Origin of the sequence: Actinomarinicola tropica (assembly GCF_009650215.1) — a bacterium.
GTDB lineage: Bacteria > Actinomycetota > Acidimicrobiia > Acidimicrobiales > SKKL01 > Actinomarinicola > Actinomarinicola tropica.
Window position 1 is genome coordinate 2,163,825 of the sequence record NZ_CP045851.1, and the last position, 12,329, is coordinate 2,176,153.

Annotated in this window: 14 protein-coding genes; 5 read left to right on the top strand and 9 right to left on the bottom strand. The window is 73.5% G+C overall.

Features of this window, described 5'->3' with window-relative positions; all coding sequences use genetic code 11:
* Positions 1-4: 4 nt before the first annotated feature.
* From hisF to hisD, 6 genes are read right to left on the bottom strand one after another with little or no spacing between them, the layout of a single operon-like run.
* Positions 5-793, bottom strand: coding sequence for an imidazole glycerol phosphate synthase subunit HisF (hisF, locus tag GH723_RS10590; RefSeq protein WP_153759614.1), 789 nt, complete (start codon positions 791-793; stop codon positions 5-7).
* Positions 775-1,515 (bottom strand): 1-(5-phosphoribosyl)-5-[(5-phosphoribosylamino)methylideneamino]imidazole-4-carboxamide isomerase, encoded by a 741-nt coding sequence (gene hisA / locus GH723_RS10595; protein WP_153759615.1) that lies wholly within the window; start codon positions 1,513-1,515, stop codon positions 775-777. Before hisA ends, hisF begins: the two co-directional genes overlap by 19 nt.
* Positions 1,515-2,144, bottom strand: coding sequence for an imidazole glycerol phosphate synthase subunit HisH (gene hisH, locus GH723_RS18825; RefSeq protein WP_153759616.1), 630 nt, complete (start codon positions 2,142-2,144; stop codon positions 1,515-1,517). The genes hisA and hisH overlap by 1 nt, the downstream gene beginning before the upstream one ends.
* Entirely contained in the window at positions 2,141-2,752 is a 612-nt protein-coding gene (hisB, locus tag GH723_RS18830) for an imidazoleglycerol-phosphate dehydratase HisB (protein ID WP_153759617.1), read from the bottom strand. Before hisB ends, hisH begins: the two co-directional genes overlap by 4 nt.
* On the bottom strand, positions 2,749-3,816 hold the full coding sequence (gene hisC / locus GH723_RS10610; RefSeq protein WP_153759618.1) for a histidinol-phosphate transaminase: 1,068 nt from the start codon (positions 3,814-3,816) through the stop codon (positions 2,749-2,751). Before hisC ends, hisB begins: the two co-directional genes overlap by 4 nt.
* Complete coding sequence (hisD, locus tag GH723_RS10615) at positions 3,813-5,105, bottom strand: histidinol dehydrogenase (RefSeq protein ID WP_153759619.1); 1,293 nt, start codon at positions 5,103-5,105, stop codon at positions 3,813-3,815. The genes hisC and hisD overlap by 4 nt, the downstream gene beginning before the upstream one ends.
* 67 nt (positions 5,106-5,172) lie before the next feature.
* Between hisD and GH723_RS10620 the strand changes: the two genes are divergently transcribed.
* On the top strand, positions 5,173-5,364 hold the full coding sequence (locus GH723_RS10620; protein WP_153759620.1) for a hypothetical protein: 192 nt from the start codon (positions 5,173-5,175) through the stop codon (positions 5,362-5,364).
* 273 nt (positions 5,365-5,637) lie between these two features.
* Complete coding sequence (gene mshD / locus GH723_RS10625; RefSeq protein WP_153759621.1) at positions 5,638-6,390, top strand: mycothiol synthase; 753 nt, start codon at positions 5,638-5,640, stop codon at positions 6,388-6,390.
* On the opposite strand, the gene GH723_RS10630 is transcribed toward mshD, so the two are convergent.
* Complete coding sequence (locus tag GH723_RS10630; RefSeq protein ID WP_153759622.1) at positions 6,380-7,129, bottom strand: VIT1/CCC1 transporter family protein; 750 nt, start codon at positions 7,127-7,129, stop codon at positions 6,380-6,382. The genes mshD and GH723_RS10630 overlap by 11 nt on opposite strands.
* 49 nt (positions 7,130-7,178) lie before the next feature.
* Here GH723_RS10630 and rlmN point away from each other — a divergent pair, with 49 nt between their 5' ends.
* Positions 7,179-8,216 carry a 23S rRNA (adenine(2503)-C(2))-methyltransferase RlmN gene (gene rlmN, locus GH723_RS10635; RefSeq protein ID WP_153759623.1) on the top strand — a complete coding sequence of 346 codons (1,038 nt, stop codon included), beginning with the start codon at positions 7,179-7,181 and terminating at the stop codon, positions 8,214-8,216.
* On the opposite strand, the gene GH723_RS10640 is transcribed toward rlmN, so the two are convergent.
* Entirely contained in the window at positions 8,199-8,969 is a 771-nt protein-coding gene (locus GH723_RS10640; protein WP_153759624.1) for a sugar phosphate nucleotidyltransferase, read from the bottom strand. The two genes, rlmN and GH723_RS10640, sit on opposite strands and share 18 nt — an antisense overlap.
* On the opposite strand from GH723_RS10640, the gene GH723_RS10645 reads away from it, so the two are divergent.
* Both GH723_RS10645 and GH723_RS10650 read left to right on the top strand, forming a co-directional pair.
* Positions 8,968-9,363, top strand: a complete 396-nt coding sequence (locus GH723_RS10645) for a hypothetical protein (RefSeq protein WP_153759625.1) — start codon at positions 8,968-8,970, stop codon at positions 9,361-9,363. The two genes, GH723_RS10640 and GH723_RS10645, sit on opposite strands and share 2 nt — an antisense overlap.
* 57 nt (positions 9,364-9,420) lie before the next feature.
* Positions 9,421-11,016, top strand: a complete 1,596-nt coding sequence (locus GH723_RS10650) for an AMP-binding protein (RefSeq protein ID WP_195210242.1) — start codon at positions 9,421-9,423, stop codon at positions 11,014-11,016.
* 24 nt (positions 11,017-11,040) lie between these two features.
* Here GH723_RS10650 and GH723_RS10655 read toward each other — a convergent pair whose 3' ends face one another.
* Positions 11,041-12,267: an acyl-CoA dehydrogenase family protein gene (locus GH723_RS10655; RefSeq protein WP_153759627.1), complete on the bottom strand. Its 1,227-nt coding sequence runs from the start codon at positions 12,265-12,267 to the stop codon at positions 11,041-11,043.
* Positions 12,268-12,329 lie beyond the last annotated feature (62 nt).

Consider the following 12,329-nt stretch of genomic DNA (forward strand, 5'->3'; position numbering starts at 1 on the left):
CGGCTCACGCCGGCCGCACCGTCACCCCACGGTCGGCCATCAGCGCCTTGGCCTCGGCCACCGAGTGCTCCCCGAAGTGGAAGATCGACGCCGCGAGCACGGCGTCGGCCCCGCCCTCGGTGACCCCCTCGACGAGGTGGTCGAGGGTGCCCACGCCACCGGACGCGATGATCGGCACGTTGGTCGCCTCGGCGACGGCCCGGGTCATCTCGAGGTCGAAGCCCTCCCGCGTGCCGTCGCGGTCCATCGAGGTGAGGAGGATCTCCCCCGCCCCCAGCGACTCGGCTCGCTGCGCCCACTCGACGACGTCGATCCCGGTCGGCGTGCGACCGCCGTGGGTGAAGACCTCGAAGCCCGTCGGCACGTCGCCCAGGCCCGTGGCGTCGGCCCCCGTGCGGCGCCCGTCGATGGCGACGACGACGCACTGGGCCCCGAACTCCTCGGCCAGCTCGGCGACGAGCTCGGGTCGCTCGACCGCCGCGGTGTTGACCGACACCTTGTCGGCGCCGGCACGCAAGAGGCGGCGGGCGTCGTCGACCGACCGGATGCCGCCCCCGATGGTGAACGGGATGAAGACCTGCTCGGCGACGTGGCGGGCGATGTCGACGATCGTGTCCCGCGCGTCGGACGAGGCGGTGATGTCGAGGAACACCACCTCGTCGGCACCCTCGGCGTCGTAGCGGGCCGCCAGCTCGACGGGGTCGCCGGCGTCGCGCAGGTCGACGAAGTTGGTGCCCTTGACGACGCGCCCGGCGTCGACGTCGAGGCACGGGATCACACGGGCGGCGCGCATCGCAGGACCTCCACGGCGTCACGGACGGGGACGGCACCCTCGTAGATGGCGGTGCCGACGATGGCGCCGGCGAGGCCTCGCCCCTCCGGCGTGCGCAGCGCGTCGAGGGCCCGCAGGTCGTCGAGGCTGCTGACCCCGCCGGACGCGACGACATCGAGCGGCGTGGCGGCGAGCACCTCGGCCAGACCGGCGAGGTCGGGACCCTCCATCAGGCCCTCCTTCTGGATCTGGGTGACGACGACGGCCTCGGCGCCGGCGTCGGCGAGACGGGCGAGCGCCTGGTCCCAGGTGGTGCCCGAGCCCTCGGTCCACCCCTTGACCGCGACCTCGCGCCCGCGGACGTCGAGCCCGATGGCCACCCGCTGGCGGGCCGCCACCCGGGCGACCATCGCCGGGTCCTCGAGCGCGGCGGTGCCGATGACCACGCGGGCGACCCCCAGCTCGGCGAGCGCCGCGGCGGCGTCGTCGGAGCGCACGCCCCCGCCCACCTGGACCGGGACCGAGACGGCGTCGACGACCCGGCCGATCAGCTCGCGGTTGGTCGGCTGGCCGGTGCGGGCGGCGTCGAGGTCGACGCAGTGGATCCAGGGGGCACCGGCGGCCTCGAACTCGCGCGCCACCGCCACGGGGTCGTCCCCGTGGACCGTGCCGGAGTCGTAGTCGCCCTGGACGAGCTGCACGACCCGCCCCCCCAGTAGGTCGATCGCCGGGAGCAGGTCCATCAGGCCGCCACCGAGGCCCGGACCCGTTCGACGAAGTTGCCGAGGAGGGCGAGCCCCGCAGCGCCGGACTTCTCCGGGTGGAACTGGGTGGCGGCGACGCTGTCGCGCTCGACGGCCGCGACGACCGGGCCGCCGTAGTCGCAGGTGGCGATGGTGAGCGGCCCGTCCTCGGCGGCGTAGGAGTGCACGAAGTAGACCCAGGCGGGGTCCGGCAACCCGTCGAGCAGCGGCGAAGGATCCGTGGGGCGCAGGACGTTCCACTGCATCTGCGGGCGCTTGACGCCCGCCGGGAGCAGTCGCACCGTGCCGGGCAGGATGCCGAGACCCGGGACGCCCGGCGACTCCTCCGAGCCCTCGTACATCAGCTGCATGCCCACGCAGATGCCGAGGAACGGTCGCCCCGACGCGGCGGAATCCACCGCGACCTCGGCCAGGCCCGTGCGGTGGAGGGCCTCCATGCACCGCCCGAACGCGCCGACACCGGGCAGGACGACCGCCGCAGCATCGGCGATCAACGCCGGGTCGGCGGTGAGGCGGGCGTCGGCCCCCACGTGCTCGAGCGCCTTCTGGGCCGAGCGCAGGTTGCCGATCTCGTAGTCGAGGACCGCGACGAGGGGACGGTCGGTCACAAGGTGCCCTTCGTGGACGGGACGACGCCGCCCTCGACCTCGACCTTCACCGCGTCGCGCAGCGATCGGGCGACGCCCTTGAACGACGCCTCGATGATGTGGTGGGTGTTCCGACCGCGCACGAGCTCGAGGTGGAGCGTGATGCCGGCGGAGGTGATGAACGCCCGCCAGAACTCCTCGGCCAGCTGCGGGTCGAACGGCGGGTCGCCGAGGATCTTCTGGCCCGGCGGGTCGATCTCGTAGTGCAGGTAGGGCCGGCCGGACAGGTCGAGCGCGACGTCGATCAACGCCTCGTCGAGCGGCACCCTGTTGGAGGCGAAGCGGCGCACGCCGGCCTTGTCGCCGAGCGCCTCGGCGAAGGCCTCGCCGAGGAGGATGCCGGTGTCCTCGACCGTGTGGTGCGAGTCGATCTCGATGTCGCCCGTGGCGCGGACCGTGAGGTCGAAGCCGCCGTGGCGGCCGAGCTGGCTCACCATGTGGTCGAAGAACGGGAGCTTCGTGTCGACCTGCACCACGCCACCGGCGGTGGCGTCGAGGTCGATCGAGATCTCGATCTCGGTCTCCTTGGTGACCCGGCGACGGGTGGCGGAACGGGGCGCGGTGCTCATGTGAGGATCTCCCTGAGGGCGGCGAGGAACGCATCGTCCTCGTCGCGCGTGCCGATGGTGACGCGGAGGCAGTCGTCGAGCCCGGGCCACGAGGCGCAGTTGCGCACGAGCACGGACCGCTCGACGAGCAGCTTCCAGACCTCGTCGCCGGCGCGGGCGTCGGGTCGGAAGAGGACGAAGTTGGCGCCGGAGGGCCACACCGTGACCGGCAGCTGCGCGAGCTCGGCGACGAGCCGGCCGCGCTCCTCGACGAGTTGGGCGACCCGGGCCTCCATCTCTGCGAGGTGGCCGACGGCGAGGGTGCCGGCCAGTTGGGTGACGGCGTCGAGGTGGTACGGCAGCACGACCTTCTCGAGCTCGTCGACCACCCAGGTGGGCGCCAGCGCGTAGCCGAGGCGGGCGGCGGCCATGGCCCACGTCTTCGAGTAGGTGCGCGTGACGACGAGCGGCAGCTCCTCGTCGAGCAGCGATGCGGCCGACCAGGGGGCGAACTGGCCGTAGGCCTCGTCGACCACGACGAGGCTGCCGAGCGACGTGGCGACCTCGACGACGGTCTCCACGACCTCCTGCGGCTCGACGAGCCCGGTGGGGTTGTTGGGCGAGCACAGGAAGGTGAGCGTCGGCTGAGCGGACTCGAGGGTGCGACGGACCACGTCGAGGTCGAGCGTGAAGTCGTCCCGACGGGGCGCCGAGACGACCTCGGTGCCGGTGACCCTCGCGATGTGGCCGTGCAGCGCGTAGGTGGGCTCGAAGGTGACGGCGCGCCGACCCGGTCCGCCGTAGGCCAGGCACAGCGACTGGAGCACCTCGTTCGAGCCGTTCGCGGCGAACACCTGCTCGTGCCCCCGTCCGTGCAGCGACCCGATCGCGGCGCGCAGGTCGCGCGCCGCGCGATCCGGGTAGCGGTGCCACTCGACCCCTGCGATCGCGTCGGTGAGCTCGGCGACGAACGACGCCGGCGGCCCGAGCGGCGACTCGTTGGTGTTCAGGCGGACGTCGACGTCGACCTGGGGTGAGTGGTAGCCCTCCATCGCCACGACGTCGTCGCGGGGCGCGGGCCTCATCGGTCGGCCTGGCGGAGACGGATCGACTCCGCGTGGGCGTCGAGGCCCTCGGCCTCGGCGATGGCGACGACGTGGGGTGCGACGGCGTCGAAGCCCTCGGGGTCGACGGTGACGACGTGGACGTCCTTGGTGAAGTCGGCGACCGTGAGCGCGCTCGCGAAGCGCGCGGTGCCGTCGGTGGGCAGCACGTGGCTCGGCCCGGCGAGGTAGTCCCCGATCGAGGCGGGGGCGAGCGGGCCGCAGAAGACCGCCCCGGCGTGGCGGACCCTCGGGACGAGCGAGCGCGGATCGGCGCACAGCAGCTCGAGGTGCTCGGGAGCGATGAGGTTGGCGACGTCGATCGCCTGCTCCGGACCGTCGACGAGGGCCACGTAGCCGCCCTTGTCGAGGGTCGCCTCGATGTCGGCCCGGCGTGGCGCCGACGCGACGAGGCGCTCGATGGCGGCGTCGACGTCCCGCGCCACGTCGTCGGACCAGGTGATCAGCCACGAGAGTCCGTCGGGGCCGTGCTCGGCCTGGAGGACGACGTCGATCGCCGCGTAGTCGACCGGGGTCGACCCGTCGGCCACCACGACCACCTCGGAGGGGCCGGCGAAGGCCGCCGCGATGCCGACGTGGTCGGCGACCTCGCGCTTGGCGACGGCGACGTAGACGTTGCCCGGACCGGCGATGACGTCGACCGGACGGATGGTGGCGGTGCCGTAGGCCAGTGCCCCGATCGCCTGGGCCCCTCCGATGCCGTACACCTCGTCGACGCCGGCGATGGCCGCGGCGGCGAGGGTCACATCGGCGACCCGACCGGTGTCTCGGTTCGGCGGGACGACCAGCGCGACCTGCTCGACCCCGGCGACCAGCGCCGGGATGGCCGCCATGAGGACGGTGCTGGGGTAGGCCGCGCGGCCGCCCGGCACGTAGATGCCGGCCCGGTCGACGGGTCGGACGAGGGCCTCGACCACCAGCCCGTCGCGACGGAGCTCGTGGTCGGGGCGGACCTGCGTCTCGTGGAACGCGCGGATCCGCTCCGCGGCGATCTCGAGTGCCCGACGCACGTCGGGGTCGATGCGGTGGAGCGCCGCGTGGAGCTCCTCGACCGGGACGCGGAGCTGCTCCGGGCGCACGCCGTCGAAGCGCTCGGTGAGGTCGCGCAGCGCCTCGTCGCCCCGCACCCTCACGTCGTCGAGGATCTCCCGGACGGCGGCGACGGGCCCCTCGCCCGCGACCTCCGGCCGCGGGAGGTGTCGCGCGAGCTCGTCGGCGGCGACGCCGCGGAGGTCGACCGGGGTCAGCATCGGGGATCAGCGAGCTCGTCCATGCGGGCGCCACGGTACCGGCCGGTACGGGGCATCATCGACAGGTATGGACGACCCCCGGTCGCAGCTGACCTCCGCCCTCACGACCCTCGACGAGCTGACCCAGCGGCTCGTCGAGGTCGCCGACGCCCACCGTGACACCGAGCGCGAGGACATCACGTTCGACCTCGACGAGGTCGAACGCTCGCTGCGGGGTGCGACGCGCCGCCTGCAGCGCCTGGTGCGGCGGCTCGACTGAACGCCGACGGCTCGACGGCGTATGGGTGTCCTCTACCGGATCCGAGCCCGGACGCGAGTCGGCGCCCCCGAAGGGGCGCCGACCGGGTGACCTCAGGCGGCGGATCCCGGGTCACCTTCAGCCAGGTGGCGGGACCTGGCAGGGATGACTGTAACGCATCCGTTCGCGCTCTGCTGCACACCGCGTCAGGAAATCTGGGGTTGAGTGACCCAATTCACACGGTTCAGGGTTGAACGTCCTGGTCGAGGACGAGGCGCCGGTACCCTCCGCCGGATGGTGTCGGAGGTGCAGGCGGAGGTCGATGGCGCGCAGGGACGGGCGTGGCGCGAGCGCCACGGCTGGGAGCTCGAGCTGGCTGCCGGCCGGGGTCGCCTCGACGTGCCCGTCGCCCGTGAGCTGCTCGCCGCCCTCGTCGACGGCATCCGCGGGGCGGGCGGCGGGGTGGCGCGCTGGCGCGTGCCGACCGCCACCACGGAGCACGCGCGCGCGGCGAGCGACGCCGGCTTCGACGGCCGACGCCGCCTCGTCCGCCTCGACCGTCCCCTCCCCGCGCCACCCCCGGAGCCTGCCCTCGCGACGCGGCCGTTCGTCCCCGGCGCCGACGACGACGAGTGGCTGCGGGTGAACCGCGCCGCCTTCCACTGGCACCCCGAGCAGGGGATCTGGACCCACGAGGAGCTGCGCGCTCGGATCGCGGAGCCGTGGTTCGACCCCGAGGGCTTCCTGCTCCACCCCGACGGACCCCCCGGGTCGCCCGTCCACGGCTTCTGCTGGACGAAGGTCCACGACGACGTCGACCCCGCCGTCGGCGAGATCTTCGTCATCGCGGTCGATCCGGAGCGCGCCGGGTCCGGGCTGGGCCGGCGGCTCGTCCTCGCCGGGCTCGCCCACCTCGCGGGGGCGGGCCTCGGTCACGCCATGCTCTACACCGAGCGCGACAACGCCCCGGCCATGGCGCTCTACGAGTCGCTCGGGTTCTCCCTGCACCACGAGGTGCAGGTGTTCACCCGGGACGTCACACGCTGACGCCGACGACCGACCCGATGCCGTAGGTGATGGCGGCGGCGAGCGCGGTGATGAGCACCTGCCGCCCGGCCGCGAACGGCAGCGACCGGCCGGAGAAGTAGCCCACCAGCGCGCCGAGCGTGGCGGCGCCGAGGAGCCCGGCGACGATCGAGCCGGCCAGCGCGGCGCCGCCGGAGCCGACGAACCAGGGCAGCAGCGGCAGGAGGGCGCCCACCGCGAACGCGACGAACGACCAACCCCCGGCGACCCAGGGCGAGCCGAGGTCGTCGGGGTCGATGCCGAGCTCCTCGCGCGCGTGGACCTCGAGCGCGACCTTCGGGTCGCTCATCACCGCGTCGGCGAGCTCGTGCGCCAGCTCCGAGGTGATGCCGCGCGACTCGTAGATCTTCACCAGCTCGAGGGTCTCCAGGGCGGGGTTCGCCTGCTGGGCCCGGCGCTCGATCGCCAGCTCCCGCTCGAAGAGCTCCTGCTGCGCCCGCATGGAGATGTACTCGCCGGCCGCCATCGAGACCGCGCCGGCGATCAGCCCCGCGATGCCGGCGAGCCGCACGACCGACGCCGATGGGTCGGCGGCGGCCACCCCGAGGATCAGCGCGGCGTTCGACACCAGGCCGTCGCTGGCACCGAAGACGGCGGCCCGAGGACCGCCCGAGCCGACGCTGCGGTGGTGGTGGTCGTAGTGCGCCGCGTGGATCACCGCCTCGAGCGGCAGATCCTCGAACGACGGGGTCGATGCCATGGGTCGAGGGTACTGCCGCCGCCGTCGGGGCCCCCGTTAGCCTGACCGCGTGCTCCGGCGATACGACGCCTCACACGAGGACATCAGCGACCTGCTCGCCGACCAGCCCGCCTACCGCAGCCGCCAGGTGTGGGACGGGCTCCACCGGCGACTCGCCGAGCCGTCCGACATGACCGACCTGCCGCTCGCCCTGCGCGAGCGCCTGGCCGACGCGCTGCCCCCGGCCCTGGCGCCGGTGACCGCCTCGCGCTCCGATGACGGCGCCACCGTCAAGTGGCTGTGGGAGCTCCACGACGGGGCCCGCGTCGAGACGGTGCTCATGCACTACGACGACCGGTCGACCGTGTGCGTGAGCACGCAAGCCGGCTGCGCGATGGCGTGCAGCTTCTGCGCCACCGGTCAGTCGGGGTTCGAACGCCACATGACCGTCGGCGAGATCGTCGAGCAGGTCGTCCGGGCCCAGCGCGAGGCGGGCGAGCGGCGCGTCTCCAACGTCGTGTTCATGGGGATGGGCGAACCTCTGGCCAACTACGACGCCACGTGGGCCGCGGTCGAGCGCCTCCACGGGGCGATGGGGCTGTCCGCCCGCCACCTGACGCTCTCCACCGTCGGCCTCGTGCCCGGCATCCGTCGCCTGGCGACCGAGGACCTGCCCGTGAACCTCGCGGTGTCGCTCCACCTGGCGGACGACGCCCGTCGGGACGACCTCGTCCCGATCAACCGCCGGTACCCCCTCGCGGTGCTCGCCGAGGCCTGCGAGGAGTACCTCCGGGCCAAGGGCCGCCGGCTGTCGTTCGAGTGGGCGCTGATCGACGGCGTGAACGACACCGACCGCGACGCCCGCCAGCTCGCCGCGTACGCCCTCCCGCTGCGCGCCCACGTGAACCTCATCCCCCTCAACCCCACGCCCGGGTACGCCGTGCGTGGCTCGGCCCCGCAGCAGGTGCGCTGGTTCCGGGACCGCTTGCGCGAGCTCGGCGTCAACGCCACGGTGCGCCAGAACCGCGGCACCGACATCGACGCCGCCTGCGGTCAGCTGCGCGCCGGACACGAGGCGACGCCGGTGGCCTCACCCCGCCGCCGGTAGCGGGCGCACCAGCACGGTCATCTCGGCGCTGGCCCGGATCGCACCCACGAGCGCCTCGCCGGCGCGCACCGTGGCGCCCGGCCAGACCACGCTGCGGTCGAGGTCGCCGTCGACCGACGCGCCCTCTCCGACGACGCTCCGACCGTCGGAGGCCACCAGGTTGGCCACGAGGTAGTCCCGAGGCGTCGCGCAGTCGACGAGGCGCCCGCTCCACCCGACCACGTCGAGCCGGCCGGCCGCCGCGGCGTCGCGCCAGCAGACCTCGTAGAGCCCCGACGGCTCCGGGCGCAGCCGACGCACCGCCGCCGCCGGCATGACCGAGGCCACGATCCGGCTCCGGGGCCCCAGCTCCGGCGCCCCCTCGACCACCACCCTGACGCGCTCGCCGTCCCAGCCCTCGAGGATCGACGCGTCGTCGCCCCGGCACCACGTGTCGGCGTTGACGACGACCAGCCCGTCGTCGCCGAGCCACTCGGCGACGGCGGCGACACCTCCGGCCGTTCCGAGCGCCTCGTGCTCCTCGATCGAGAGGTGGGCGCGCCCGGCGAGGTGCTCCTCCATCTGCGCCCGGCCGTGGTGGACGTTGACCGCCACCCGTCCCGGGGCGACGAGCGGCGCCACCCGCTCGAGCGCGAGGTCGACGAGGGGACGACCGTCGACCGGGCAGAGCGCCTTCGGGCGGAGGCGGGTGAGCGGGGCGAGACGCGTCCCCGCTCCCGCAGCGAGCACGAGCGCTGCCAGACTGTCAGCCATGGAGACCCGCCGGTGGACGAACCCGCACCAGCCCCAGACCCTTCAGGTGGCGGTGATCCTCCTGTACATCAGCGCGGTGTTCCAGCTCATCTTCCCGTCGTGGCTGTACGCGTCGTTCGGCGCACGCCTCGGTGCGGCGGCGCTCGTCAGCCTCCTCGCCGCGGCGGCGATGGGCGCAGGTGCCTTCGGCATCGCCAACGACCGCAAGTGGGGCTACAACCTCGCCGTGGCGGTGACCGGTGTCGGCGTGTTCGAGCTGCTCATCCAGCTGTCGGGCGACCTCTCGAGGATCGTCAGCCCCTCGTTCCTGCTGCTCGCGCTGTTCCCGGTGGCGCGCTTCGCCCTGCTCGTGCACCCGATGAGCCGGCAGCACCAGCGCATCTGGTTCCAGTAGCCCGCACCCCATCCCGGCATGATCGCACCCGTGCGGGCCGGGACTACCGTCGCCGCCGTGACCTTCCACCTGGCGGACCTCTTCGAGCGCGTGGCCCGTGCCGTGCCGGCGCGCGAGGCGGTCGTCTGGGGTGAGCAGCGGCTGACCTACGCGGAGCTCGATCGCCGAGCCGATCGGGTCGCCGCCGCCCTCGCCGAGGCCGAGGTCCACCCGGGCGACATGGTCGCCGTCGGCCTGCGCAACCGCCCCGAGCACCTCGAGGTGCTGCTGGGTGCGCTCAAGGCCGGCGCCGTCCCCGTCAACCTCAACCACCGCTACCGGCGGGCGGAGCTCGAGCACCTCCTCGCCGACAGCGGCGCGTCGCTGGTGGTGCACGAACCCGAGATGGCCGCGCTCGTCGCCGACGCCACCGCCGTGCTGCCCACGCTGCGCCGGGCGATCGCCGTCGGTCCGCCGTACGAGGCGTGGCTCGCCGCCACCGGTGGCGGACCGCCGCAGGTCGCTCGCAGCGGGGACGACCTGTACGTGCTCTACACCGGCGGCACGACGGGGCGCCCGAAGGGCGTGGTGTGGCGACACGAGGACGTGTTCTTCGCCGCGATGGGCGGCGGCATCCGCGGCGGGGAGCCGATCGCCCGCCCCGACGACATCGTGGGGTCCCTCGCCGAGGTGCCCCACCGGGCGCTCGCCGCCTCGCCGCTCACCCACGGCACCGCGCAGTGGTTCGCGTTCCTGACCCTCTTCGCGGGCGGCACCGTCGTGCTCTCGCCCGACCCCACGCTCGAACCGGTGAAGCTGCTCGATCTCGTCGAGTCCGAGTCGGTGAGCTACGTCGGCCTCGTCGGCGACGCCATCGCCGTGCCGATCGCCGACGCCCTGGCCGCCCACCCCGACCGGTGGGAGCTCGACACCCTCACGCTCCTCCTCTCCGGAGGCGCCCCGTTGTCCGCGCCCACCCGCCGACGGCTGCTCGAGCTGCTCCCCTGGGTCGTCGTGGTCGACAGCTACGGGACGTCGGAGACCGGCGGACAGGCGTCGGCCGTCCACGCCGCCGGCATGGCCGAGCCGGCGGGGCGTCCGGTGTTCGAGCCCCGGGTCGAGACCGCCGTGCTCGGCCCGGATCTGCGTCCGGTGGAACCGGGTCGAGGCATCGTCGGCCGGGTCGCCCGCCGGGGGCACATCCCCCTCGGCTACCACCGCGATCCGGCGGCGACTGCGGCCACCTTCCCCGTCGTCGACGGCGTGCGCTGGGCGCTCACGGGTGACCAGGCGACCGTCGACGAGCGTGGGCGCATCGTGCTGCTCGGACGCGGCGCCTCGACCATCAACTCGGGTGGCGAGAAGATCCACCCCGAGGAGGTCGAGGCGGCGCTGCGGGAACACCCCTCGGTGTACGACGCGGTCGTCGTCGGCGTCCCCGACGAGCGGTGGGGCGAGCGTGTCACCGCCGTCGTCTCGACCCGCTTCGGACCCGAGGTCGGCGCCCACGACCTGGCCGACGAGCTGGCCGAGCACTGCCGAAGCCGGCTCGCCGACTTCAAGGCCCCGCGGTCGGTCGTCATCGTCGACGCCGTACCCCGCCTGGACTCCGGCAAGTCCGACCGCTCCCGAGCGCGGGAGCTGGCCGTGCGGGCCGCCGGGGTGGGTCGGTAGACGCCCCGACGGCCCGTTCGGACCTCAGATCGGCAGGCGGCCGGTGGCGGCGTTGACGCTGCCGGTGTCCTTGTAGGCGGCGAGGGTCCGCTCGGCGATCCGCATCTGGTGGATCTCGTCGGCGCCGTCGGCGAAGCGGCTCCAGCGGGCCTGCGTGAGCATGCCGGCGAGGGGCGTGTCGGTGGAGTAGCCGAGCGCGCCGTGGACCTGGATCGCCCGGTCGATGATGTTCCAGAGGGCGTTGGCGACGTGGTGCTTGGCCATCGACACCTCGGACTTGAAGTCGGCGCCCTTGTCGATCAGGTAGGCGGCGTGCAGCACCATCAGCTTCGCCTGGTAGAGCTCCATGGTGGAGTCGGCGATCTTCCACTGGATGCCCTGCTTCTCGGCGAGGAGCGAGCCGTGGGAGTACCGGTTGAGGGCCCGTTCGCACATCATCTCGAGCGCCGTCTCGGCCTGGCCGATCCAGCGCATGCAGTGCGCGAGGCGGGCCGGACCGAGCCGGGCCTGGCCGAGGAGGTGGCCCTGGCCGCGACCGCCGAGCATCTTCGAGCCGTGGACCCGCATGTCGGTGATGCGGATCTCGCAGTGGTTGTGGGAGCCCGACATCGTCTCGACGTCACGCACGATCTCCCAGCCGGGGGTGTCGGTGTCGACGAGGAACGCCGAGTTCGCCGCCTGGGGGAGATCGGGGTCCTCCTCGGTGCGGGCGATGAGGATCGCGAACTTGGCGCCGCGTGCACCGGAGATGAACCACTTGTGGCCGTTGATGACCCACTCGTCGCCGTCCTGGTAGGCGTGGGTCTTGATGAGCGTCGGGTCGGAGCCGGCGACCTCGGGCTCGGTCATCGCGAAGCAGGAGCGGACGCGGCCCTCGCACAGCGGGCGGAGGTAGTCCTCCTTCTGCTCGTCGGTGCCCCAGTGGAGGAGGGTGTGCATGTTGCCCTCGTCAGGAGCCTGGGCGTTGAGCGCGAACGGGCCCATCGGCGTCTTGGCCGCCTCGGCGGAGATGGCCGCCATCGTCACGTGCCCGAGGCCCATGCCGCCCCACTCCTCCGGCATGTGCGGCAGCCAGAGGCCGGCGTCCTTCGCAGCCTGGCGCATCTCGATGATCGCCGGGATCCACTTCGAGCGGTCCCAGCCCTCCCGTTCCGCCGTCTCGCTGACCGGGGCGACCTGGGTCGCCATGAACTCCTTGACGCGATCGAGGATCGCGACGTGCTCGGGGTCGAAGCTGAAGTCGATTGCCATCGGGCCAGTGTCGTCCAACTTGACCGGACGGTCCACTTGTCCGGGCCCGGGCGCGCACCGGG